The 24,246-nt window shown below is 58.0% G+C and carries 17 protein-coding genes; 8 read left to right on the top strand and 9 right to left on the bottom strand.

The window, feature by feature from the left end; translation table 11 throughout:
- Positions 1 to 23: 23 nt before the first annotated feature.
- The gene (locus tag C3938_RS10765; RefSeq protein WP_233998776.1) at positions 24 to 2,849 is read right to left on the bottom strand and encodes a TonB-dependent receptor; all 2,826 of its coding nucleotides are present in this window, start codon (positions 2,847 to 2,849) and stop codon (positions 24 to 26) included.
- 333 nt (positions 2,850 to 3,182) lie between these two features.
- On the opposite strand from C3938_RS10765, the gene C3938_RS10760 reads away from it, so the two are divergent.
- The gene (locus tag C3938_RS10760; RefSeq protein ID WP_233998774.1) at positions 3,183 to 5,810 is read left to right on the top strand and encodes a glycoside hydrolase family 9 protein; all 2,628 of its coding nucleotides are present in this window, start codon (positions 3,183 to 3,185) and stop codon (positions 5,808 to 5,810) included.
- A gap of 110 nt (positions 5,811 to 5,920) precedes the next feature.
- Here C3938_RS10760 and C3938_RS10755 read toward each other — a convergent pair whose 3' ends face one another.
- Positions 5,921 to 9,079: a TonB-dependent receptor gene (locus C3938_RS10755; RefSeq protein WP_105103110.1), complete on the bottom strand. Its 3,159-nt coding sequence runs from the start codon at positions 9,077 to 9,079 to the stop codon at positions 5,921 to 5,923.
- A gap of 459 nt (positions 9,080 to 9,538) precedes the next feature.
- Between C3938_RS10755 and C3938_RS17870 the strand changes: the two genes are divergently transcribed.
- Entirely contained in the window at positions 9,539 to 9,988 is a 450-nt protein-coding gene (locus C3938_RS17870; RefSeq protein ID WP_158681646.1) for a hypothetical protein, read from the top strand.
- Between the two features lie 75 nt (positions 9,989 to 10,063).
- Here C3938_RS17870 and fghA read toward each other — a convergent pair whose 3' ends face one another.
- Together fghA and C3938_RS10740 are read right to left on the bottom strand one after the other, a co-directional pair.
- On the bottom strand, positions 10,064 to 10,906 hold the full coding sequence (gene fghA, locus C3938_RS10745) for an S-formylglutathione hydrolase (RefSeq protein WP_105103109.1): 843 nt from the start codon (positions 10,904 to 10,906) through the stop codon (positions 10,064 to 10,066).
- 9 nt (positions 10,907 to 10,915) lie between these two features.
- Entirely contained in the window at positions 10,916 to 12,043 is a 1,128-nt protein-coding gene (locus C3938_RS10740; RefSeq protein ID WP_105103108.1) for an S-(hydroxymethyl)glutathione dehydrogenase/class III alcohol dehydrogenase, read from the bottom strand.
- Positions 12,044 to 12,288: 245 nt separating this feature from the next.
- On the opposite strand from C3938_RS10740, the gene C3938_RS10735 reads away from it, so the two are divergent.
- Positions 12,289 to 12,669 (top strand): hypothetical protein, encoded by a 381-nt coding sequence (locus C3938_RS10735; protein ID WP_105103107.1) that lies wholly within the window; start codon positions 12,289 to 12,291, stop codon positions 12,667 to 12,669.
- Positions 12,670 to 12,712: 43 nt separating this feature from the next.
- Here C3938_RS10735 and C3938_RS10730 read toward each other — a convergent pair whose 3' ends face one another.
- From C3938_RS10730 to C3938_RS10710, 5 genes are all read right to left on the bottom strand, one after another.
- Positions 12,713 to 13,432, bottom strand: a complete 720-nt coding sequence (locus C3938_RS10730) for a hypothetical protein (protein WP_105103106.1) — start codon at positions 13,430 to 13,432, stop codon at positions 12,713 to 12,715.
- 283 nt (positions 13,433 to 13,715) lie between these two features.
- Positions 13,716 to 14,651: a tyrosine-protein phosphatase gene (locus C3938_RS10725; protein ID WP_105103105.1), complete on the bottom strand. Its 936-nt coding sequence runs from the start codon at positions 14,649 to 14,651 to the stop codon at positions 13,716 to 13,718.
- Positions 14,652 to 14,689: 38 nt separating this feature from the next.
- Positions 14,690 to 17,236, bottom strand: coding sequence for a TonB-dependent receptor (locus tag C3938_RS10720; protein ID WP_105103104.1), 2,547 nt, complete (start codon positions 17,234 to 17,236; stop codon positions 14,690 to 14,692).
- Positions 17,237 to 17,553: 317 nt separating this feature from the next.
- Positions 17,554 to 18,681, bottom strand: coding sequence for a hypothetical protein (locus tag C3938_RS10715; protein ID WP_158681645.1), 1,128 nt, complete (start codon positions 18,679 to 18,681; stop codon positions 17,554 to 17,556).
- Positions 18,626 to 19,474: a hypothetical protein gene (locus tag C3938_RS10710; RefSeq protein ID WP_105103102.1), complete on the bottom strand. Its 849-nt coding sequence runs from the start codon at positions 19,472 to 19,474 to the stop codon at positions 18,626 to 18,628. Before C3938_RS10710 ends, C3938_RS10715 begins: the two co-directional genes overlap by 56 nt.
- Positions 19,475 to 20,015: 541 nt before the next feature.
- Between C3938_RS10710 and C3938_RS10705 the strand changes: the two genes are divergently transcribed.
- The 5 genes from C3938_RS10705 to C3938_RS10685 all read left to right on the top strand — a co-directional run bounded on the left by C3938_RS10705 (position 20,016) and on the right by C3938_RS10685 (position 23,771).
- Positions 20,016 to 20,453: a host attachment protein gene (locus C3938_RS10705; protein WP_105103101.1), complete on the top strand. Its 438-nt coding sequence runs from the start codon at positions 20,016 to 20,018 to the stop codon at positions 20,451 to 20,453.
- Between the two features lie 174 nt (positions 20,454 to 20,627).
- A complete protein-coding gene (corA, locus tag C3938_RS10700; protein WP_105103100.1) occupies positions 20,628 to 21,581 on the top strand; it encodes a magnesium/cobalt transporter CorA in 954 nt (317 codons plus the stop codon).
- A gap of 140 nt (positions 21,582 to 21,721) precedes the next feature.
- A complete protein-coding gene (locus C3938_RS10695; RefSeq protein WP_233998772.1) occupies positions 21,722 to 22,408 on the top strand; it encodes a hypothetical protein in 687 nt (228 codons plus the stop codon).
- 161 nt (positions 22,409 to 22,569) lie between these two features.
- Positions 22,570 to 23,124, top strand: coding sequence for a cytochrome b (locus tag C3938_RS10690; protein WP_105103098.1), 555 nt, complete (start codon positions 22,570 to 22,572; stop codon positions 23,122 to 23,124).
- An 80-nt stretch (positions 23,125 to 23,204) separates the two neighbouring features.
- Positions 23,205 to 23,771 (top strand): YceI family protein, encoded by a 567-nt coding sequence (locus tag C3938_RS10685; protein WP_105103097.1) that lies wholly within the window; start codon positions 23,205 to 23,207, stop codon positions 23,769 to 23,771.
- Positions 23,772 to 24,246: the final 475 nt, after the last annotated feature.

Here is a 24,246-nt window from a genome sequence, read left to right as displayed (position 1 = left end):
CTGCGATTGCCCTTATCAAATGATCAGAAGGAACCGCGAACGCCCAGCGTGTAAATGGCTCCGGGGTAATAAGAGTTGAACGGTTGACTCTGATCGCCCTCGATATAGTTGGACAGATCCGCATTGGTCAGGTTGTAGGCATCGAAGGTCACCGTCAGGTCGTTATCCGACAGGAACGGCAGTCGGTAACTCGCCGAAAGGTCCAGCTGGCCGCGGCTGCGATTGGTGACGGGGGCACCCCAGGATTCGAATATATAGGCACCGTCCTCGTGGTAATAGGTGATGCGTGCCTGGAAGTCGTCCCGCTCGTAGTAGCTGGTGAAGCTATAGGAATCGGCAACACCCGCGATGTCTTCACCGTTTTCGTTGACCGCGTCGATCACAGTGGCGCTGGCATTGAAGCCCAGGCCGGGCAGTACGAAATCCAGCGGCTGCACCCAGATCGCTTCCCAGCCATCCACTTTGGTAACGCCGGTGACATTGTTGCGGGTATTGACGTTGACGATACAGTTCGGATCGCAGATGGAGAGCTGATCCGCCTGGGTCTGGCTTAAATTGCTGGTATCCATGCCCCAGTCACCCAGGTCATTGAAGTTCACCGGAATCTGCGCCTGTGTGGTAAATCCGGAGACGTTCTTGGTGAAATAGGTGAGACCGACGTAGCCCATTTCACTGAAATACCATTCACCGCCGATATCGATATTGTCGGATTCGAAGGGTTGCAGGTTGGGATTGCCGGTATTGATGGCGTCGATACCGGAGCCGGCCCACTGTGAATTGGGGAACATATCGGCGGGGTTGGCGCGGGTCAGACTTTTGGAAGAACTGGCGCGCAGCTTGATATCCTCGGTGACATCCAGCACGCCGCTGATGGACGGCAGTATCTTGCTGTAATCCTGGTCGGTAGCGCCATCCTGGGTGGCCACATGTTGCTTGGTATCCACGTAGCGGACGCCGGCATTCAGGCGCAGGGTGTGTCCCGCCAGTTGGGTCTCCGAATTGGCCTCCAGGAACATCGCCGTTACTTCCTCGGAAATTTCCGTGACCGTATTCGGTCGCAGATCCAGTCCGCTGTAGTTGATGTCACGCTTGAATTTGCCCCAATTCAGATCGCCGACGCTGGTGTAACCACTGTAGCTGTCGACGTTGTCGCCGATGGTGACGGACTGCAGGTAATCGCCAAGGTTGCCCTTGACGTTGTCGATGCCATTGGCCGTCATGTAGTCCGCGAGATAACCGCTAATGTCCGAAGGTACACCGTAAACCCGCCGTTCGGCTGACATTTCATCGGTGTCGATTCCGAAAATAATGCCGTTGACATCGGCATCTTCGCCCCACGCCATTTGCGCATGGAAGCCCCGGGTTTCCGTCTCCCGCTCTTCGTGGCCCACGCGGAAATAGTCACCACCGGCTTCCGGGACCATATAGTAGCCGCCGAAATTATCGAAGCCCGAGTGCTGCACCGTCGGAACTTTGTTGTTGCTGGCATAGGTCATGGTGCCGGGTGCGGTGAAGAAGAGCGCGTAGGGATTGTCGCGCACAAACTCGGAATCCGATTGGCTCGCCGACATATTGAGTTTCCAGCTGTCGCTGATCTGCCAGTCGAAACTGGGCATGACGGAGACATAGTCCAGGTCGTCTTCGTAATCGCGGGAACCGACCCAGGCACTGTGGCCATACAGGGTGCCGGATTGCAGGCGGGCGCCGTTGCCGTTATCCACGGCGGTAATGTCTTCCGGAATAAACGGCGTTTGGTAGTTGCGGCGATAGAAGTGCATTACCTCGGTGCGTACATAGTCGGCGTCGGTCTTCGCGTGAAGAATATCCACAGACGCCTCCATGTTCTCGCTGGGGCGGTATTGCAGCGATACCAGCGAGGACAGGGATTCTTTCTGACCCTGTGTGGTTTGCACGCGGCCAATATAGGGCATACCCACCTGCTGCAGTTCGGCCTGGGACATGCCCGCGCTGTCGTAGATGTCGATGATGTCCCCTGCGTTCACGCCGGGATGTGCCGCCGCGTAATCGGCGGTTGCCACGTCGGTGAAGCGGAAGGTCTGGCTGGAGCCGTCACGGCAGTCGACGCTGCCGGGCTGGTCGGTGATCAGACAGCCGAACTGGCCCAGGTTGGCGACGGTTTCATACCCGTCCACCTGGCGATTGGCATCCTTGTTGACTACGGTCACCAGCGCGCCGAACTGGTCGTTGTTGAAGGCGTAGGTAAAGGCGCCTTTGGGGCTGGTTTCGCCGTTGGAGTCGCGGTAATCGGTCTCCAGGGCATAGCGGATGTTGTGGCCATCCCCGAGGTCGGAAGCGCGCAGGGTGCGCATATTCACATAGCCGGTCACCCCGCCTTCCAGTTGCCGGGCGGTGGCGGTCTTCTCTACCGACAGACTGCCGAACAGCTCGGTGGGGAAAATATCCAGGTCCACTTCACGACCGACGCCGCCATCGTTGTTGAGATTGCCCTTGGAGGCGACATTGATGGAGCTGCCATTGAGGACGATTTTGGTAAATGAAGGCCCCAGACCACGCACGGAAATCTGCTGGCCTTCGCCGGTAACCTCCCGGTTGATCTTGACCCCGGGAATGCGCGACAGGGATTCCGCCAGGTTCTGGCTCGGCATCTTGCCCATATCGTCGGAGAACACTTCGTCCTTGAAACCCACAGAGTCGCGCTTGGCTGCGGTGGAGTTCAGCAGTGCGCCCCGGTAACCGGTGACCTGAACTTCCTCCAGGGTGTTTTGCTGGGCATCGTCGGCAGCCTCCTGCGCCATGGCAGGTATCGCACCTAGCGTGGACGCCATTGCGGCGACGATGACATGGGACAGCCTGCTTCTTTTAAACATTATTGTTTCCTCTCTACGCTGTTCCGCTGGCCCCTCTCGACTAGGCCACATCTAGACCACATCGAAAGTGCGCCAGCGGTATTGGTTATTGTTCTGGGCGGTAGCTTTTGCCAAATGATAGCGCTACCATTTCGGTATACGCCGCTTCCAGGTTGGAGTCAAGCGTTTCGCCGTTCGACGGTTGTGCCATGGCTTTCTGCAAGCGGAGACGAGCAGGCGCCATGGCTTCACAGAGCACTGTTTCGCGCAGGAGGGCCGACAGGCTTGCAACTTCAGAGCGCCAGTGCGGGGCCTTGCCGAATTTCTACAAGAACAATAAGGAACGCAAACATCGTGAAAAATAAAAAATCTATGCTGCTGTCCATACCCCTGATCGCCTTGGGATTTACCGCCTGCGGCGGTGAATCATCCTCCGCGGATTCCACCGCAGCGATGTTCACCGAGGCGGAAATCGCCAGCGCCATCACGCCGGATCTGCGCCTCAATGACCGCGAGTATTTCGAGGCGCCGGGAGTCAATATACTGGCCTTCAGCAACCCACCGGGTGGCCTGTTCTTCGACGCCAAGACCAGCGGAATCGAGATCATCCAGCGCGGCGAGCGCATCGCCACCAATGGCGACCTGCGCCTGCTGCACACGCCGGAGCAGTGGGATGGCATGAGCCAGCTGGTCGGACGCAGCGTCGACCGCGAGGCAAACCGTATAGAAACCCGGCTGGCGTATCCCGAACACGACTTTTCCTATCGGGTAATAGCGCGCGCGGAGGGCGGCAAAGTCGAACTCAGTGTGCAGCTGGATGCACCGCTGCCGCAAAACCTCGCAGGCAAGGCCGGATTCAACCTGGAATTTCTGCCGGCCAGTTACTTCGGCAAAGCGTTTCTGATGGACGGCCAAGGCGGCCTGCTGCCGCGGCATCCCGGAGGCGGTATGCAGGTTGACGATGACGGGCGCACCCAACCGCTGCCGCTCGCCAGTGGCCGCAAACTGGTGCTGTCGCCGGAAGATCCCGTACACCGCGTCGCCATCCGCGCACTGAGTGGCGACAGCCAGCTGATGCTGTTCGACGGTCGCAACAAGGCGCAGAACGGCTGGTTCGTAGTGCGTAGCCTGATTCCCGCCGGAAGCGCGGGCGAAGTGATGCGCTGGGAACTGGACGTGCAGGCAGATCCCGACTGGATACGCCAACCGGTACTCGGTTATTCCCAGGCCGGATACCATCCCGCGCAACCGAAACAGGCCGTCATCGAACTGGACCGCAACGACAAACCGCACAACCGCGCGCGCTTGCTGAAGATCGAAGCGGATGGCAAAAAATCCACCGCAATGGAAGCCGCTACCTATCCCTGGGGTGACTACCTGCGCTACCAGTACCTCACCTTCGATTTCTCCTCCGTCACGCAACCGGGCCTGTACCAGATCGAATATGGCAAACAACTGAGCGCACCTTTCCCCATCAATGCCACCGTGCATGCCAATACCTGGCAGCCGACACTGGATATTTTCCTGCCGGTACAGATGGATCATATGGAAGTGCGCGAGGCCTACCGCGTGTGGCACGGTCGCTCGCATCTCGACGATGCGCTGCAGGCGCCCGCGGATTATGAACATTTCGATCTCTACGCACATGGCACCGAGACAGACACAAAATTCAAACCCTTCGAGCATATTCCCGGGCTGGATATCGGCGGCTGGTACGATGCCGGCGACTACGATATCCGCACCCAGTCGCAATACCACACGGTGCGCGACCTGGTGCACGCCTGGGAAGAGTTCGGTCTGGACCGCGACAACACCACCATCAGCCAGCAGAAACGCAGCGTACAGATGCACCGGCCGGACGGTGTGCCGGACATGCTCCAACAAATCGAACACGGCACCCTGGCGCTAATCGCCCAGCACCGCGCCGTCGGCCACGCCATCCCCGGCATTGTGGCCGCGCACCTGTACCAGTATCCGCACCTGGGTGATGGTTCCACCAAAACCGACAACCGCATTTACAAACCGGCGCTGGATCCCTTCGCCGGCGAACGGCAGGTCGGGAAAATGTATCTGCCATCCACCGTGGCGCCCTCACCAGAACAGCGCGTGCTGAACACCGATGGTGAACACAGTGGCGAGTTCGACGACCGCTGGGCATTCACCACAAACTCATCGGCACTCAATTACGGGTCCGCTGCCGCACTCGCCGCCGCCAGCCGCGCGCTGCGCGGTTACAACAAACAGCTCGCCGACGAATGCCTCTCCACCGCGCGCCATGTCTGGCAGTATGAACAGCAGCGCGAACCCAACCTGTATCACTACGGCAACACCACGGGTGGACGGCTGGAAGAGGAACAACTGGCCGCGGCGGTGGAGCTGTTGATCACCACCCAAGACGAGCAATATTCCGCGGCGATACGCGAGTTGTTGCCGCAGGTGCGCGATCGATTTGCATTCAACGCCGCCACGCTCGCGCAGGCGGTTCCGCTGATGGATGAGGATTTCAGGAAAAATATACAGCCGCTCGTACGCGCGCACCGCGAACAGATCCGCGAGTTCGAGCAGGAAAATCCCTACGGCGTCCCCATCACCCGCGGGGGCTGGGCGGGTGCCGGCAGCGTGGTGAATTTCGGCAACACCAACTATTGGCTGCACAAGCATTTTCCGCACATTATCGAAAAAGACCTGGTGTTCCGCAGCCTCGACTATATTCTCGGACGCCATCCCGGTTCGAATCTGTCACTGGTATCGGGGGTGGGCGCGGAATCCAAGCTGGTGGCCTACGGTTCCAACCGCGCGGACTTCTCGTTTATTCCCGGCGGCATAGTGCCCGGTGTTCTGATACTTCCGCCGGACCTCCCTGAGAACAAGGAAAACTGGCCATTTTTCTGGGGACAGAACGAATACGTAATCACCGTTGGGGCCAGCTATATATTCCTGGCCAATGCCGTGCAGGCATTGCTACAGGGCGAGGATGTTTGACTTTTTAATGGGGAGTGGGAGTGGTACACCTCAGGTGTGCACTCCAATTTTGGACGAAAAAAGGTGTGCCACTTTCGTGGCACACCTTTTTTAATGGATGACAACAGCGATCAGAAGTTGCCGCTGATTGTCAGAGCAAAGCGACGGTCGGTCTTGAAGCTCAGGGACTCCTTGGTGGTTCCGTCTTCGCTGACCTGCGCCAGGGTCTTGGTTTCAAGATCCAGCAGGTTGCCGATCTCCATGCCTACTCTCCAGTTGTCACTGAGGGCGTAGAACAGGCTCGCATCCATCATGCCGGCTGCTTCCGTGTAGATGGGGGCAAACTCATTGGAATCACGGCGGGTGACCATGTAATCCGAGCGCCAGGTGTAGGCAAGACGCATCGAGAAATCGTTGTACTCGTACATGCCCACGATGTTGTAGTTCTGATCGGAATATCCTTCAAGCGGCAACCCGGAGAAGTTGCGGAACGTATCGCGCTGATCGCTAATGGGTTGTCCATCCGCGGTGAAACGCTGCGCACCCAGGCCGCTCTCAGGATCGTTCAGACCGTTCTGATCGATGTAGGTGTAATTGAGCTGCATACCCAGGCCACTCCAGGCACCAGGCAGGAAGTCGTAAAACTGAGAGTAAGACAGCTCAACCCCCTGAATGGAACCGGAGCCAGTATTCGCCGGACCCGACAGGCTGAATTCCTGGGAAATACCGTTGTCCGGGTTGGTCACGGTCTCAACGAAACTGCGATTGCGGATAATGTCGTGCAGCTTTTTATAAAACAGCCCCACAGACACCGAACCGGCTTGAGAAAAATACCACTCCGTAGACAAGTCAAAGTTATCTGACTTCTCCGGCTCCAGGTTCGGGTTCAGCGAGGTACCGAACAGGTTGACGTCCGTAACCCCGACGACCGGGTTGGTGGCATCATCGGTATCATCGGAGCCGGGGTTCTCTCGTACCGCGGTGTAACTTATGCCGAGAGTTTTGGTGCTGCGGGCCTGATCCAGCGTCGGGAAATACAATCCGCGGGAGGCACCGAAGCGCAGCAGCACATCGTCCGACAGATTGAACACCAGGTTCAGGCTGGGGAGTACGGTATCGTAATCCGTGCCCTTGACGCTCTGTACGGAGCCGGTGCCATCCGCAAACGCGTAGAGATCGGGATAGGTTTCCTGGAACACACTGATCAGGCTGTCGCTGCCGGAAATGGGCTGGGGCAGTACCACGTAGCCATCCGAATCCAACTGATAGCTGACGTAGCGCAAGCCCACATTACCGCGCACGGGGACAACGCTGTCATCCAGGGCGAAATCCGCGCGAACATAAGCCTCAAGGCGCTCTTCCCCGGTATTGGAAATATCGTGCGCGGCGAAAGGACCATCGACACGATCGGCGAGATCTTCGGAGCCTGAGTAACACTCCGCATTGGGCTGGCCGGAGGAACCGAACGGCGCATTGTTCCAGGTACCGCAACCGCTGCGCATGGCTTCACTGAAATTCTTCACCAGGCTCATGCGCGGGAAATAGAAATTGCTGGTGATATCGCCCTGCAATACACGGCTATCGTAAAAATCGCTGAAGTCGACGGTTTCCCAGGCTTCCGGTGCCACATCAGGCCCGGCCTTATCCACCTGGTCTTTCATCCAGCCTTCATTGACGAAGCCCCAGTTGGCGTATTCGGTGTTGCGCATGATCAGCTCTTTATCAGAGTAATACACGCCCGTGTGAATCTTGTTGAACAAGCCATCCAGTTCGTAATCAAGGTCGAGCCTGAAGCTGTCCGCCTTCGCATCGGAATCGACCTCGTGGTCCATGGCGGTGGCAATGTAGTGCGTCTGGTTTTCACCGGCCCAGTTTGACCAGTAACCCGGGTTGTTCCAGACGGGATTCAAAAACTCGACCGTCGGCAGTGATCCCCGCAGATCCAGGAATACGTCCGACGCATTGGAGCCCGGAGCAACACGGGCGTTGATCCCGTAGTTGTGCACGATCTCCTCGGATGCGACGTGTTGATAATCCACGGATACCGCCAGGCGATCCGTCGGCCTGAAGGTGACATTGAACGAGGTGTCTTCTACCGTGTTGATGTTCTGGTTGTAGCGCGAGGAGGCCAGCATCGGCAGTTCGGCATCGGCGCGGATGATGCCGCTGGTCAGATAACCATCGTCAAAGGTGATGGGATATCCCTGGGCTTCATCCGACAGCCAGTGTGCGGCAAACCAGGTGGTCGGGTGGAACCCCTGCCCCTGGGTACCGATCACGCGCTCTTCCCACTCCAGTTCGGCCTTGGAGCTGATGTGTTCCAGGGTGGCGGTGATTTTTTCGTCGTTGCTCTGCCATTGCAGGGAGGAGGCAAACCCCTCGCGGGTGCGGTCATTTTCCGCGGTGCGCAGGGAGAACTGACCGGGCGCATACACCACACTGCCGGGCTCCTGACCGGGAATCATCGGGCCTTCCAGCGGTGAGTCCGCAGCAGGACGGACAATAGCGCCCCACTGGTACTCACCAATAAATGCATCGCCGCGGGAATAGTAGTTGGCTACCCCAACACCATCGCCGCGGGTTTTGTATTCGGAGCCGGAGCCCGCCACCAGGAAGCCGATCTTACCGATGTCGGTTTCCCAGTGATCGGAAAACAGTCCGGAAAAGGACGGTGTGGCCTCTTCACGAAAATCGCCGTAATTGGCTTTGGCGGTGAACGCCAGAATCTGCTCATCGGTGTCCAGCGGCTTGCGGGTAATCAGGTTCACCGTGCCGGCAATACCACCGGCGGTCAGGTCCGCAGTCTGGTTCTTCACCACTTCTACCGCCCCCAGAAGCTCCGGGGAGATGTCTTCGTAGTTCAAACCGCCCCAAGGGTTGGCACTGAAGGCATCGCGGCCGTTGATTTCGCTGCGCACGCGATCGAGGCCGCGCACAAGCACGCCGGTACCTTCATCGGCATAGTGGTTGGGGTCGTCCGAGGCGGCGAAACGCTCAATGGTAACCCCCGATACCCGCTGCAGGGCTTCGGTAACGGACTTGTCCGGCATTGCGCCGATGTCCGATGCGGTAATCACATCTTTTACCGTGTCCGCATCCCGTTTCAGATCCTGGGCGGACTGGAGTGTGGAGCGCATGTCCCCGTAGACCACAACCTCTTCTACAAGCGCATCGTCAATTTTTTCTGCTTCCTGCGCCATAAGCTGCGCCGGCAACAGACCGTAAACCGCGCCGCATACAGCAACACTCAGCATTTTTTTATTAAAACTGGGATTGAATTTCCTTGGCATGGCTAACCCTCGGTGGTGTTTATGTTTTTATTTGTACGACGACACTACCCCTGGCAATCCCTGCCCAGTGTCCTCTTTATATCTTCGCATCCTCAAAAGCCCCGCGCGGCCACCAGAGCCTGTCCACAACCGGCCTTTTGCACCCCACATCCGGCAAAAAAGCTCCGGGAGCCCCCTAACCGGCAATTCTTATGGGAGTCCCGACTGCGAGCGATACAAGGTGAACATCAAGAATGGACCGGTGATACCAGCGCATAAGAGGAAACATACCAACCGAGAAAATAACTTTCAACAACTATCATTTTAAATGTTAGATATTTTCACAGATTACCCGTCACCCTGCCCTTCCCCACAGGACTGCGATTAGCCTTAACACTCTCTTACCGATCTTTACCCACCCACACTCAACCCGTCCTCATTGGTGTGGTCTCATACTGCTCATAACGCAAGGGAGCCCCCATGAAAACTCACTACTACGCTGCGGCCCTTACCGCCATCACAGTACTCGCCGGCTGCGCCAGTACCCCGAAGACACCACCCGTCTTTTCGGAATCCTTCATTGCCAACATCACCGAGCAGGGAAACCGTATCTTCACCTATACCGCCTCCGTCAATGGCGGGGGCGAGGGCGGCGGCCCCCGAGGAGGAATGGGGGGGCGCGGTCCGGGCGGTGGAGGCAAGGGCGGCGCTCCCGGTGGTGGCCGACCTGGCGGGGGTATGGGTGGCGGGATGGGAGGCGCTCCCGGCGCTGGCATGAGCAGGAAAATGCGGGAAGACCCGGAAAAAGCGGCACAGGAGAGGCTGGAAGACGTTCTCACCGAAACCAGTTACTGCCCGAAAGGCTGGTTTGTGATCGAGAAGAGCAGCCTGCAGGGGACGGTGGAAATTCGCGGTGAATGCCGCGCCTGAACGAAACAAAAGGATGCAGGCGGAAACAGGGGCCGGGTTTACAGCCCCTGTCTGCCAGTGGTCCATGCGGAAAGGTCAGTGCGCGAGCAAATAATCCGCGTGGAATCTCAGGTGCTGCTCGATAAAAGACGCAATAAAATAATAGCTGTGATCATAGCCCGCGTGATATTCGATGTTCACCGCATAGCCCGCCGCTTCTGCCGCCGCCTCCAGCGCATTCGGTTTCAATTGCTGATCCAGAAACGTATCTTCCTCTCCCTGTGAAATGAGCACCGGCAATTTCTCCACCGCGCGCCCGATCAACACCGAGGCGTCGTGTTCGCCCCAGGTTGAACGGTCTTCACCAAGATAGGCCGCAAACGCTTTTTCACCCCAGGGGCAGGCAATCGGATTACAGATCGGAGCGAATGCCGAGACGGACAGATAACGCCCGGGATTCTTCAGCGCAATGGTGAGGGCGCCGTGCCCACCCATGGAGTGGCCCGAGATCGCGCGGCGTCCGCTCACCGGAAAATTCTCTTCGACCAGTGCCGGCAACTCCTTCACGATGTAATCGTACATCTGGTAGTGCGGTTTCCACGGCGCTTGGGTAGCGTTGATATAAAAGCCCGCGCCTTTGCCCAGATCGTAGCCTTCCGCATCCGCCACGCTGTCACCCCGCGGGCTGGTGTCGGGAATCACCAGCACAATGCCAAGCTCCGCGGCCATCCTCTGAGCGCCGGCCTTTTGCGAAAAATTTTCATCCGTACAGGTCAGGCCGGAAAGCCAGTAGAGCACCGGAAAGCGCTGATCCCTCTCCGCCTGGGAGGGGAGAAAGATCGAAAACCGCATCTCGCAGTCGAGTACTTGAGAGCGGTGGGAATACTGGCATTGGGCGCCGTCAAAACACTGGGTTCTGCTGACAAGCTGCAAAGTCATTTCTAGCCCCTACTGATAGTGAATCACGCTGCGAATACTCTTGCCTTCGTGCATCAGTTCAAAGGCCTCATTGATTTTTTCAAGCGGCATGGTGTGGGTGATGAAGTCGTCCAGTTTGAATTCGCCCGCCAGGTAGCGCTCCACGTATTCCGGCAGTTGCGAGCGGCCTTTTACCCCGCCAAACGCAGTACCGCGCCATACGCGACCGGTGACCAGCTGGAAAGGACGGGTGGAAATTTCCTGTCCGGCACCGGCGACACCGATGATGATGGATTCTCCCCAGCCTTTATGACAGCACTCCAGCGCCGAGCGCATGACATTGACATTGCCGATACATTCGAAAGAATAATCCACCCCACCGTCGGTCAGCTCGACGATCACTTCCTGAATCGGCTTTTCGTAATTTTTCGGATTGATACAATCGGTTGCACCGAGCTTTTCTGCCAGTTCGAATTTATCTTCGTTGATATCAATGGCAATGATCCGACCGGCCTTGGCCAGGCGCGCGCCAATCACGGTGGCGAGACCAATACCACCGAGTCCGAATACCGCTACGGTTGCGCCAGCTTCCACCTTGGCGGTGTTCGCCACCGCCCCCAGGCCCGTGGTCACACCGCACCCCAGCAGGCAGATTTCCTCCAGCGGCGCGTCCTTATTGACCTTGGCCACGGAAATTTCCGGCAGTACCGTATATTCGGAGAAGGTGGAAGTACCCATGTAGTGATAAATGGGCTCGCCGTTGACGGAAAAGCGCGTGGTGCCGTCGGGCATCAGACCCTTCCCCTGAGTGGCGCGGATCTTCTGGCACAGATTCGTCTTGCCGGACATGCAGAACTTGCACTCACCACACTCAGGGGTATACAGCGGGATTACATGGTCCCCCACCGCCACGCTGGTGACACCCTCACCTACGGACTCCACAACGCCGCCCCCCTCGTGACCGAGAATCGCCGGAAACACGCCCTCGGGGTCTTCACCAGACAGGGTAAACGCATCGGTGTGACACACACCGGTTGCCATCAGTTTGATCCGGACCTCCCCGGCCTTCGGCGGCGCGACCTCAACCTCTTCAATCGACAGCGGCGCGCCCGCTTTCCAGGCCACCGCCGCCTTACACTTGATCGGTGCTGCTGACATATCACATTCCTCTCTGGTCTCGTCTGGCAAGGTCACATTTGGCACAGAGCTTAACAGATCAGATCATCGTTGCCTGTCACCACTGCACAACTATCGGGCAGGGGCCGCACACTTTTGCGCCACGAAGCAGCAATCCCGGATACCGCACGACCACAACCCGCTTTCGGAACAATCGCGACATTACAGGAAAATTGGCCCGTTCCTTGCTCTATCAGGAATAAACGACAACAAAAGGCGCACTGACGATGACGAACCACCACTGGCTGATGACCTCTCAGGCACTCAATACCCTGCGTAAACTGCGCAAGCGTATCCAGGCAGAATTCGGTATCAACCTGCGATTTTCCGACTTCGATTTCGAACCGCAGCTGGCACGATTCAAGCATCGCACCAAAGACAACGACAGCCGTAAACTCATAGCGGAACTGGAAATCCTGCGCGGCAGTCCCTTTCTGACCGGTGATGAACCTCCGCAACGTTTATATCGCGGGCATAAAATTCTGGAGGAAGCGAGGCGCAAGGATATTTATGAAATGATTTACGGGGAAGAACTGGCGCTGCACGATGGCAGAGGCACGCCTACCCTTCCCCACAAAATGTACCGCGGGCAACCGATATTGAGCTGACTCCTAGGCGCGGCCACACCCGCTGAAAACAGGCCCGGAAGTTTTATCTCCGGGTCAGCGCCAGCAAAGCGTCCGCTTCCAGCACATCCTCAACCTGATCGAGCGCCTCCTCGGCAATGGTGGCCAGCAGACGCTCCACGGCCTCGCGGGTGGTATCTTCGACAACGCCCCCGTCTTTGGGCGCCATGGTGCGATAACGTTCTTTCAGATTCAGATCTGAAAGATCCAGAACCCCCTCACGCAAGACGTGATCTGCCGCCGCGGCGCCTTGAAGGCGATAACGGAACTTGCCATAGGCGGTCATGATGCCTTTCTCGGTCTCGTGATTTTTGGCTTCGACAATATCGAGAATTTTCTGACGGATTGCGACATCGAAACTGATGTGCAGTGTCAACGGCGCGCCGGCTTCCACCAGATGCACCTGCTCATCGGCAAAAAACTCTCCGAAATGCTGGCGTACCTGCCGATTCAGGTAATCACTGAACTCCTGCCGGGCTTTCTCGCGTATCTCGCCCAGCCCTCCACCTACACTCGACAGGGCGAGTAACAGCTGCAAATTATTGCCTTTAAGGGGGGTGGGGGCATCGATGCGGATTTCCACAGGTTTTACCGCCAGCCAGATAGCGGGGTCACGGCCCGTGTAGCCTTCCCACTGGGTCGAGGTATTGCCGATCGCCTGCAACGGAAGACATGCGGACAGCACGAGCATCAGCAGAGGGGACAATCCAAAGGGACTGGTAAAAGAAAATTGGGGTTGATACATGGCTTCGCTCCCGAGTGCTCCAGATCCGTCAAACTGGCAAGAAACTGGCCGCCGCCAGGCTTACCTGAAAAGTAGACCTTGCAACCAACGGGCCACTTCTCGGAAAGCAGCGTAACCTGTATGGAAATCACCCGACAACCGGTTTCGCCGGGAAAGTACGGCGCAGGAGCGAGGCAATATATACGCGCGTAGCGCTATTCAGGGCGTGAAGATCAATAATAAAATCGGCCCGATGCACGAGGCAAAGGGCCGACCAGCGAGTCAATGCATCTCAATACTTTCGTTATTGCAGGTAGCGAGCCTTCAGCAGAGCCAGTTCCCCGGCATCCACATCCAGCGCGTGCTCGATATAGCCTTCGACAGAACCGTGTTGACGCTCCATTTCGGCGAATGCTGAATCCAGCCAGGACGCTTCCACACCAGCCAGCACGCCACGCACATCCTCCGGGAGCTGGGAAAAGAACGCAAACATCCGCTTTTCCTTTTCAGTGGCATCCGCCGGCAGTGTCAGCATTTCCGAGTTTTTCAGATACTCGTTGGACAGCAGGTAATCCTGCTTTACGGTCTCACGATCCACCCCCAGGGCCGTCAGAATCAGCGCAGCGCCGATACCGGTGCGGTCCTTGCCCGCAGTGCAGTGGAACAGCAGTGGCTCATCGTGTGAGATCATCTGTTGGAACATGGCGCGGTAGTGTGGCGTCTGCTGCTGAACCAGGCCGACATAACCCTGATCCATCATCGCCACCAGGTCCTGCTTGCCGAAACCCGGCTTGGCCAACACTTTGGCAAACTCCTGTTCCCAGTTGCCCATTTCGTAATCCCAGTTCATGGCGATGACGTTGCCCGCCGCCCAGCGGGTCGGCTCGTTTTCGCGTTCGCTGGAGGAGCGGAAATCCACAATGGTGGCAATATCGCGTTCCTGCAGATAGTCGTAGTCACCTCTGGTCAGATGGGCCAATACACCGGAACGGTACAGTTTGCCCCATTTCACTTCCTTGCCATCAGTGGTCTTGTACCCCCCCAGATCGCGGAAGTTGCGCCCACCCTCCAGCGGCAGCAAACGCGTGTGGGGAATTTCCGCCTCGACTGTCGCCCTAGCCTGTACCGGCGCGGCGTTTGCGCTGAGCGCATTGCCGTTCATGGAATCGGAAGTCGCGCAACCACCCAGCATCAGGGCCGCGATGGCGGCCATCAGTGTATTGGAAACAAATGTATTCATAAGACACCTCAATATATTTTTCTTTTCAATTCAATTTCTTAAAAGTTCACACGGAAGCCGGCCAGGTAGCGGCGACCGTAGCTTTCCACCTGGTTCGGCGTGCTTTCGTCACCGGTATATCGCACGTCCTGCTCATCGGTCAGATTGTTGGCATTGGCGTAGAGAGTGATGTCCGCACCGAATACATTCATCGGCAGGTCGTAGCTCACAGACAGATCCACGCGCTTCTGCTCCGCCCAGTAATCGGTCATACCGACGTTCTCGGTAGTAGACAGCCAGTCGTCACGGAACTGGTGATTCAGGCGGATGGAGAAACCTTCCATCTCATAAAACACCGATGCGTTGAGGATGGTGTCGGAAGTACCCGGAAGACTGTGACGCTCTCTGTTTACTGTTTCAAATTCGCTGTCCAGCAGGGTCAGATTCGCACTGATACCAAAGCCTTCCAGGGCTGGCAGGAAATCGGCGGCCTGGGCAATGGCGTTGAACTCGGCACCGCTCATTTTGCCGTTGCTGCCATTCACATACTGCGTGTAAACCCAGTAATCGACGTCCACGCCCGGTACTTCGTAGCAGGAGCCTGGGTTCATATCGCAATCACCCGAGACAACGTCGCTCTGTGCGTAGATCACATTGTCAATGCTGCGTGTGAACAGGCCGGCACTCAGCAGACTGGCGTCGCCGGCGTACCACTCGAGAGAGAGATCCGCACCGACAGACTCCTCGGCTTTCAATTCAGGGTTGCCGGCAGTCACGCTGCTCTGAATAAAGTCGATCATGTCGTCACCGCGCCATTCGGCATAGGTCGGGCGACTTACGCCGGTGGAGACAGACATACGCAGCTTCACGTCTTCTGCTAGATCCACGTTCAGGTGCGCGCTGGACAACACATTGGTGAAGCTGTCTTCGAAATTACCAGTGGGGCCTTCGCTCAGATAATCGGTGTTTTCCACACGCCCCCCCAGCACCAGGTTGCCCCAGTCGTAGTGGGTGGTCACCATGGCGTAACCCGCGGTGATCTCTTCTTCCAGGCGGATGGCCTGCGATGCGTTCGGGGTCAGTGTCAGGCCCTCCACCGCAGCATCCCAGGCAGCGCGCAAGCCCTTGTTGTCGTAATAGGTGGCGCCGGCGATGCCATTGCCAAACTGGCTATCCCAGGCTTCACTGGTAGCGTAGTCGCCGATGTTCACTTCCGACGGAAACAGTCCATAAGACAAAACCATGCCGAAACCATCGGCTTCGCGGGAATCCATCTCGAAACCGGTTTTCACCACCGCGTCCTGACCAAACAGCATCAGCTCGCGCTCTGCGTCCAGCTTGAACTTGGTTGCATCAATGGTCATCTCGGTGCCGATCAGCATGCCCAGGTTCACGGCGTAGTTGACCTCGTTGATATCGATTGCGGACTGGGTACGCGGATCGAACAGATCGGTCACCGCAGGGTCGCGCAGATCGCTGACATCGAAGCTCGCCATCACGAACCCGCCCTCACTGCGGGGCAGCGGCAGGAACATATTGTTTTCGGTTTCGGTCACGTTGATCCGCGATTCGATCTGCCACTCACCCAGGGCGAAGTCCGCACCCAGGGTGTTGGTGAACGTGGAGTTTTCGTACAGACCGTATTCCAGTGCGCGCCCTACCCGCGCGAACTGGTTTTCAGCTACCGCGCCCACGGCCTGAGGTGCCCCGACATCGCCAGCACCACTGGCGAAGTCGAACACATACTGGTTGCGCTCTTCGAAATCCTGGAACTCGTTGTAAAGGGTGGAGACAAATACACGCTCCAACGCGCCGTCACCGCGGAATTCGAAACGACCGCCATAGGCGCGGTCTTCGCGAGTGACTTTGTAGCTGCGGAAGTCGAGTTCATTCACCAGCAGCTCGTCGCTTTCATTGCGTTCAATATCGTACTCGCGGTTATCGGTGATCTGCTCGCGGCTGTTCTCGGACGCGAACAGGGAGAATCCGAAATTCTCCCCGGACCAGGACGTGCGGAATGCCGACTTCTGGATGTCGCCATCGCCGAGTTCCTGATTGCCCATTCCCAGGTCCAGTGACGTTACAGAACCGGGCTGGGCAAACGGATCGAAGGTGGCAATGTTGATGTAACCGGAAACCGCTTCCCCAGGCATATTCGGCATGATTGCCTTGTTGGCGTCGATCCGGCTGGTAACCACGGACGGGAAACTGTCGAAGCGCGGTACACGGCCATTCTCGGCACCCGGAATGCTCAGACCGTCGATCGCCAGCGAGGTATAGCGGAAGGGTGCGCCGCGGAAGTTGATGTAGCGGGCCTGCCCCTGGTCGCGTTCGATAGCGAGGCCGGGCACACGACCGAGAGAGTCGGCCAGATTCTGGTCCGGGAAGCGGCCGATCGTATCGGCGGAGATGATGTCGACGGTGTTATCCGCATCGCGCTTGGCGTCGATGGCGGCCTTCTGGCTGTCGCGGATTGGCGATGCCATGACGGTGACTTCTTCCAGGGCAGCGGCATCCACCGCCTGTTGGGCCACGGCCGGAAGAGCCGCGCCGGTTACGCTGAGTGCCACCCACAGGGACAGTCGGTTGCGAGGGAATACGATCATTGTCTGCTCCAATTATCGGCTGGAATTGGTTGGGTCTTAAGCCAGTCAGAATCTGGTCAGGTGCGTTCCTGACCGCTTGGCGCAGATGATCGAAAGCGCGTGTGACAGTCGGGTTAAAAAGAGGCTTTATTGCGGAAAAGAGATATCCCGAAAACCAAAAAACATTAGGGCAGCTCGTAAAATCGTAACGAGCGGGTGGCTGGTGGTGTCCGCCGGAGCGCAAGAAGCGGAGTGCGTAGGGGATACATGAGCATTCTGAGTACCGCCGGACGCCATCAGGCGCACGCCAGTAGATTTTCAGATGTGCCTATTAGATTTCAAGGCGTTGCAATCTCTATGGATTCAGATCCAAGCGCGAGCCGATAGCGATAGCGGCCGCTCTTCAAGTCTCGTTCGGATTCAAACAGGTAGGTCGCGGCGAGCTCTTCTCCGAGTGCGGAAACCAGTTCATCGCGGATCTTGTTGCGGTTCTGATCCAGGGTTTTTGCACGCAGGCCGTTTTCCCGCAGGTCATTGATGGATTTGGCGTGGCCGCCGTGTGCTTCCATCAGGGCAATCAGAGATTCCGCCCCCTCCCGCTCGGGGCGGTTTACCGGCGGATTCAGCAGCCAGCCTTCCCCCTGCTGCCGCAGTTGCGCGTACCAGAGGTAATAAAAGAATGGCGTTTTTGCCAGCTTGATCGCGACACCGTGAACATGCACCTGCTGCGATGTGGCATCGAACGCGAGCCGGTGCTCCGCGCGAGCGGCAGCGAGCGCTGCATCGAGATCCCCGCCATTGACGTGCAGCGCACGCTGAAACCACGGCATCTGCCCGTCAGAGAGTTGAGTGGAAAGGCTGCGTGCATGGGCGGCAGGCAGCCCCAATCCAGTCAGCTCATCTATGCGGTTACGCTGCCATTTTGACAACGGGCGCGGCAAACAGGCCGCAGCAATCACCAGCAACAGCGCCAGCAGCGATTGGCTGAGAATGAGCGCTGGCCAGTTGTATCCACAATCCAGCAACAGGGACGTGGTGCGCGGTTCGTTGCCGATCTGCCAGTGGACATCGATCGGCCCGGCAGCTTCCCCGGGAGCCGACTCGCGTCCGTCGTTCATCAATTGCGTCACCCGCACGGAGCAGTTCCGCACCAGCGGCAGATTACCAGCGGCCGTGAAGGAGTCCAGATCCCGCTCCAGGCGCTGCACTACCCACTGCAGCAATTGCTCATCGTTGAGTCGCGTCTGCAATGCCAGTGCGAGCTTTTCCGGCAATTGCCGCTGGAGTTGCTGCGACAGCTCCAATGACAGGCTGCGCTGCGACTGCCAGCCAGCGACAACACAGAACAACACACTCAGCAAACCCCAGCCCAGTGCGAGACGGCGGACGCTCTGATTACGGACCAGCACATCACGGTGCACAGTATTCAGCCCCCACAAATACACGGCGCCCCTGCAGGTAGGCATCGGCAAATCCGTCAAACGCCGCCGCCAGCGCGCAGTCGATTCCCGCCACGCGTTTTTTGCGTACGAACAGGGTGGCCGCGGTAACGTCACCGGAAATCAGGGTGCGGCTGAGGGGAATATCCAGGTCGGTGCGCACATAGTCGCCGCCACTCACCAGATCCAGTTCGTCGCGGGCGAAAGCCTGATAGAGACTGGCGGCGTCGTCGAAATAGCGCAGGTTTTCTTCACCGAAGTTGACCCCCGCTTCTTTCAGAGAGGCCAGTGGCAGCAGATAAAGCGTGTGGCTAAGTTTGTCATTCAACAGGCCGATACGCTTGCCATGAAAGTAGTCGGCGCTCAGTTTTGGCGAGCCTCCGCGGCTGTACCAGTAGACCCGGTAGTGGTCGTACTGCAGCAGCGGTTCGTAATAGTCACCGTATTCCGGCACCAGTCCCGCCATGCTGTGGGCGCGGCTCCAGATAAGGTCGTATTCTTCGCTCAGAATTTCCTCTGCGGTGAGGTAGGCCCGGGGTTTCCAGGATACCTGGACGGCGCTGTAGCCTCGCTGCACGGAGGGTGCCGCACACAGGCGATCGGCAATTTCCCGTGCGCGCACCGATGAGACCAGTAGCAGCCGGTACACCGGGGCGGTACTTTCCCCTCCGGTCTCGCACCGATAGAGGTGGTAGTCACCGAGTTCCGGCAGGGCGACACGCTGCCCGGAACTCCACAGGCACAACACCGTTCCCACCGCCAGCAACAGTCCCAGTGCGGTGAAATGTAGTTTGCGGCTTGTCAGGAATAGCGGGTTCATCAGGCCATGTCGATCTGGCGGTGTTTATTGGTCATACCCGCCAGTCTATGTACGTTTCATGACAAACCTGTGACCCGCCGCAACGCAAGGCCGGCGACGTGGGCAATCCGCCCACGGGAAAGACGCGGTGTTGCCCCCCGGAAAAAACATTAATGATAAGTATTCGCATTTGCAGGCATTATCCTTTATGATTCACCGGAACCAATGAGTTCTGTAGCGCAGGGACCTGTTCACAGGCGGGAACCGACGCGCGCTTCAAGCACGCAGTGCACGGAAGCACTGTCCCCGGGGTTTATCCGCATCTTGTAATTTCGGGGCAAGCCGGTGTTTACGCCCGCCGGCTGGCGTTATGAGTGCAAGGACGCACTTTTTTTGCGGGGCTGCCCTACAACCTGATCGCTGCAGCCTGATCACTGCAGCCCGTCAGCCGGGCCCGCTCCCCTCTGTTACCGCCGCTGTTCCCCGCTCTCGATTAGGAAGCCCTCCCCTGCCGGCCTACCATTGGGCGGTAAGACTCAGCAATAAACAGAGGTATACGGCCATGTCAAAAGCCTGGGTTCTGGTAGCCAACCATACTCACGCCCGCGTATTCGAAGCGGAAAAACGTGCGGGCTCTCTCCATGAAATAGAATCTCTGGTTTACCCGGAGGGGCGCATGAAAGGGCGCGACTTGATCACCGATGCCCCCGGGCGCGCCTTTGACAGCAATGGCCAGGGTCGCCATGCCATGGCGAAACCCACGGATCTGCGCAAAGAAGGCGCACGCAAGTTTGCCCGGGACATCGCCCACGCCCTCGAACGCGGTCGCCAGGAGGGGCGATTTGACCGCCTCTACATCGTCGCCGAACCTTCCATGGCGGGCAGTTTGCGCCTGTCCATGAGCACACCTTGCCTGGCTACCATCGCCGGCGAGTCGCGCAAGAATCTCACCACCTGCAACAGCGAGGAAATCCGCGCGCAACTGCCCATGTGGCTGTGACGATATTCACCCGTTGTACCGGCTTGCGTGTGCAGTCCCACGACCGCGCCATAACCGCCACCTGCCTATCGCCGCGGGTGGCGGCAATTGATTTGTTGCCAATGGCCTGACACCATGCCGCACAGGCTCCCCGGAGCATAACCGGGCATAAATCTGACGACCAAGGAAGCGGTAATGCTGAGACTGTTTGAAACCCGGCGGGGCAAGATCAAAGAGACCTATGCGGGCAGCGACTACCACAGCCAGCCGCTGTCTGAAGCCGCCTGGATCGATCTGCAGGATCCGGAAGACGACGAGCGCGATCTGCTGGAACAGCTGCTGCGCACCGAGCTGCCGGAATCCGAGGATGTGGATGAAATTGAGTCTTCGGCGCGCTATTTCGTGGATACCGCCGGCATCCACGTGCACTCCCTGTACCTCACCCAGAGCGAAGGCCGCCACGACACCGCCACCGTCGCCTTCATCCTGCAGCCCCAGCGCCTGATCACGGTGCGCGAGAGCGAGCTGGCGGATTTCCGCCTGCTGCGTATGCGCGCGCGCCGCAACCAGGTGGAAGCCCACAACGCTCAGGAGCTTTTGATCCTGCTGTTTGAACAGAAAGTGGAAAACCTCGCCGATGCACTGGAGGATAACTACCTGAAACTGGGGGAAGTCAGCCATCTGGTACTGGAAGAGGAAGAGGCGGATCTCGAAGACGCCATCGACCACCTGGCCAAGCTCGAGGATTCCAACGGTAAAATCCGCCTGTGCCTGATGGATACCCAGCGCTCCATTGCCTTCCTGCAGCGCCACCTGAAAGACGACCCGGAACTGCGCGAGAGCTGTTGGGGTATACTGCGCGACATCGACACCCTGATGTCCCACACCACCTTCCTGTTCGAAAAAATCAACTTCCTGATGGACTCCACACAGGGCTTCATCAATATCGAGCAAAACAAGATCATCAAGATCTTCTCCATTGCCGCGGTGGTGTTCCTGCCTCCCACCATGGTCGCCAGTATCTACGGTATGAACTTCGAACACATGCCGGAACTGCAGTGGCTACTGGGCTACCCCTGGGCGCTGTTGTTGATGCTGATGGCGGGTATGGCGCCTTATCTCTACTTCAAGAAAAAAGGCTGGCTGTAGGAGCGTCACTGAACGTCGACGCGAAGGCCGCGATGACGGGTATATGTCTGTGGGACCTGCTGGCGAACACCCCACCAAATTCACCGCCAACTGCTAACCTTACTGGGTGAAAAACGTCGCAGGGTAGCGGAGCGATCATCGTGACGGGCAGCAATTCCAACAACGACAGGCCATTCCATATGCGGCGCTGGCTCAGCATCCAGCAGGCGGTGGATCACCTCAGCGCCCTGTCGGAAGAACCCCTCACCAGCGACGACCTCGCCCGCATGGCGGATGACCACTTGCTCGATCTCTACTGGTACCGCCCCGGGCAGCAGCTCAGCTACATCGACCTGCCGCAAAAACCTGCCACCACCCTCGAAGCCCCCCTGCGCCTCAGCCCCCAACACAGCAGCGACTGGCGCGCCATTGTCGGTATCCTGCGCCAACGCCCCGCGCTGCCGGCAGAGGAAAACGACACACCCACCCTCGAGGACGCCGAGGGCAATCGCCTGCGCATCACCTTCGATGTCAGCAATCGTCCCGAACCCTTCAGCAGCCGCTGGTACCCCGACTACCGCGAGCTGGTGGTAAAACGCCGGGATCTGGATCGGCTGGAGGCGGAGCTGTTTTCCAGCGACGACGAACCAGCCCTTGCTCCGGATCTGCTGCTCGATGTGATCTGGCAGTTGGAACAGCTGGCGATGGAAAATGGCCGCGACCGGAGTACGCCGGCGCACGACCTCGACTGGCTCACCCACGAACTGAGTGACCGCACACATCTGGACCCGATATTGCTGGGCAAGGTGCTGAATGCGGCGGAGCACCAGCACAGCTCTCACCACTGACGCCCCCTCCCGCTCCCCACCCTGAGTCCTTGGCGGGCAGGAGCCAGCCATCATTGCCACCCGTGCGAATTTTTCGAAAAATAGTTCCGGCTTTTTGCGCTATTCCAGCGCCAGAGAATTTTTATAATGCGAGCCTTTCCTGTAACAGGCCGGAGTCACTCATGCAGACCCGCAACAGTCACACGCATTACGGCTGGGTTGCCGTCGCCTTTCACTGGCTGATGGCGCCGGCAATCATCGGTATGTTTGCGCTCGGCTGGTGGATGCGTGGACTCTCCTATTACGACCCCTGGTATCGCCAGGGACCGGATATCCACAAATCGGTGGGCATTCTGCTGCTGGTCCTGTTACTGGCGCGCCTGCTGTGGCGCTGGGCAAATGTAAGCCCGGCTCCGGAGCCCGCGCCACGCTGGCAGCAGCGCGCGGCAGGCGTGACACACTGGGCGATCTACGCCCTGTTGCTGGCTATTTTCATCTCCGGTTACCTGATCAGCACCGCCGATGGCCGCGCGATCGAGGTGTTCAACTGGTTCTCGATCCCAGCCACGCTGCAGGGGCTGGACAATCAGGAAGATATTGCCGGGGCGATTCACAAGTATCTGGCGTGGATGCTGATGGGACTGGTGGTGTTACACGGACTTGCGGCTTTCAAGCACCACTTCGTCAATAAAGATGGAACGCTCAGAAAAATGCTCGGTCTGGCTCCGCGCCCATAAGCCGCCTGAAAATCATTTTTAGCGGGAGAGTGATCACTCACTTTCTGAATTTCTTGAATCCATTTACAGGAAACTGAACCATGAAAAAACTCGCTGTTCTGTTGTTCGCCGCGCTGGCGGCTGCATCTGTCCAGGCGGCAGATTACAAGGTCGATACCCAGGGCGCCCACGCATTTGTGCAATTCCGCATCAAGCACCTTGGTTACAGCTGGCTGTACGGCCGCTTTGACAAGTTCGATGGCAGCTTCTCCTATGACGAAGCCAAGCCGGAAGCTTCTACCATTCAGATGACGGTGGATACCACCAGTCTGAACAGCAACCACGCTGAGCGCGACAAGCACCTGCGCGGCAAGGATTTCCTGAATGTGGACAAATTCCCCACCGCCACCTTCAAGAGCACCAGCTTTGAACCGAAAGGCGATGGCAAGGCCCTCCTGAAAGGCGACCTGACCCTGCACGGTGTGACCAAGCCGATCGCGATCGATGTGACTGAAATCGGCGGCGGCAAAGACCCTTGGGGCGGCTACCGCCAGGGCTTCACCGGCAAGACCGAGTTCAAACTGAAAGACTTCGGTATCGACTACGACCTGGGCCCGGCGTCCCAGACCGTTGAGCTGATTCTGGATGTGGAAGGCATCCGTCAGTAAGCCTTCGCTGAAACGATTTCCGTCTCACAGGATGGACGAGAAACCCGGCCTCAGTGCCGGGTTTCTCGTTTCTGGGGTTTGGGTTTTGGTTTTGGGGGGGACGGTGCTGGTAGTTCGAGCCCTGTTTGAAGTCCTGTGGCGGTAAATCACCGGGTCCCCCCTTTCGGAACCGCCATGCATACATCCCTGTAGGCTGCGTCGGAAACGTCCCTGTTTCCGACGCTTCCGAAAGGGGGGACCCGGCGCTTTACCTTCGACTCGAGATTTTTACTTCGTCAGCTTTTAGCCCTGTAAATAACTGAAAGTTTCTGCCTCAACTGAATCACGCTACGTAGTTTTCTCGTTTGCTAACGAAGTTCAGAGCAGGAATTGAAGGCAGATCGGTGGATATTCGTTTTTGAAAGCGTCGGAAACAGGGATGTTTCCGACGCAGCCTACAGGGACGTATTCATGGCGGTTTCAAAAACGAATACCC

Source organism: Microbulbifer pacificus (assembly GCF_002959965.1).
In the GTDB taxonomy this organism is placed as follows: domain Bacteria; phylum Pseudomonadota; class Gammaproteobacteria; order Pseudomonadales; family Cellvibrionaceae; genus Microbulbifer; species Microbulbifer pacificus_A.
This window is presented reverse-complemented; position numbering and strand designations above follow the sequence as displayed.

What these genes read in the sequence shown, in the direction of transcription:
- C3938_RS10765 (WP_233998776.1), bottom strand. Translation starts at nt 2,849, where the DNA reads ATGTTTAAAAGAAGCAGGCTGTCCCATGTCATCGTCGCCGCAATGGCG.
- C3938_RS10755 (WP_105103110.1), bottom strand. Translation starts at nt 9,079, where the DNA reads ATGCCAAGGAAATTCAATCCCAGTTTTAATAAAAAAATGCTGAGTGTT.
- C3938_RS17870 (WP_158681646.1), top strand. Translation starts at nt 9,539, where the DNA reads ATGAAAACTCACTACTACGCTGCGGCCCTTACCGCCATCACAGTACTC.
- fghA (WP_105103109.1), bottom strand. Translation starts at nt 10,906, where the DNA reads ATGACTTTGCAGCTTGTCAGCAGAACCCAGTGTTTTGACGGCGCCCAA.
- C3938_RS10740 (WP_105103108.1), bottom strand. Translation starts at nt 12,043, where the DNA reads ATGTCAGCAGCACCGATCAAGTGTAAGGCGGCGGTGGCCTGGAAAGCG.
- C3938_RS10735 (WP_105103107.1), top strand. Translation starts at nt 12,289, where the DNA reads ATGACGAACCACCACTGGCTGATGACCTCTCAGGCACTCAATACCCTG.
- C3938_RS10730 (WP_105103106.1), bottom strand. Translation starts at nt 13,432, where the DNA reads ATGTATCAACCCCAATTTTCTTTTACCAGTCCCTTTGGATTGTCCCCT.
- C3938_RS10725 (WP_105103105.1), bottom strand. Translation starts at nt 14,651, where the DNA reads ATGAATACATTTGTTTCCAATACACTGATGGCCGCCATCGCGGCCCTG.
- C3938_RS10720 (WP_105103104.1), bottom strand. Translation starts at nt 17,236, where the DNA reads ATGATCGTATTCCCTCGCAACCGACTGTCCCTGTGGGTGGCACTCAGC.
- C3938_RS10715 (WP_158681645.1), bottom strand. Translation starts at nt 18,681, where the DNA reads ATGCCTACCTGCAGGGGCGCCGTGTATTTGTGGGGGCTGAATACTGTG.
- C3938_RS10710 (WP_105103102.1), bottom strand. Translation starts at nt 19,474, where the DNA reads ATGAACCCGCTATTCCTGACAAGCCGCAAACTACATTTCACCGCACTG.
- C3938_RS10705 (WP_105103101.1), top strand. Translation starts at nt 20,016, where the DNA reads ATGTCAAAAGCCTGGGTTCTGGTAGCCAACCATACTCACGCCCGCGTA.
- corA (WP_105103100.1), top strand. Translation starts at nt 20,628, where the DNA reads ATGCTGAGACTGTTTGAAACCCGGCGGGGCAAGATCAAAGAGACCTAT.
- C3938_RS10690 (WP_105103098.1), top strand. Translation starts at nt 22,570, where the DNA reads ATGCAGACCCGCAACAGTCACACGCATTACGGCTGGGTTGCCGTCGCC.
- C3938_RS10685 (WP_105103097.1), top strand. Translation starts at nt 23,205, where the DNA reads ATGAAAAAACTCGCTGTTCTGTTGTTCGCCGCGCTGGCGGCTGCATCT.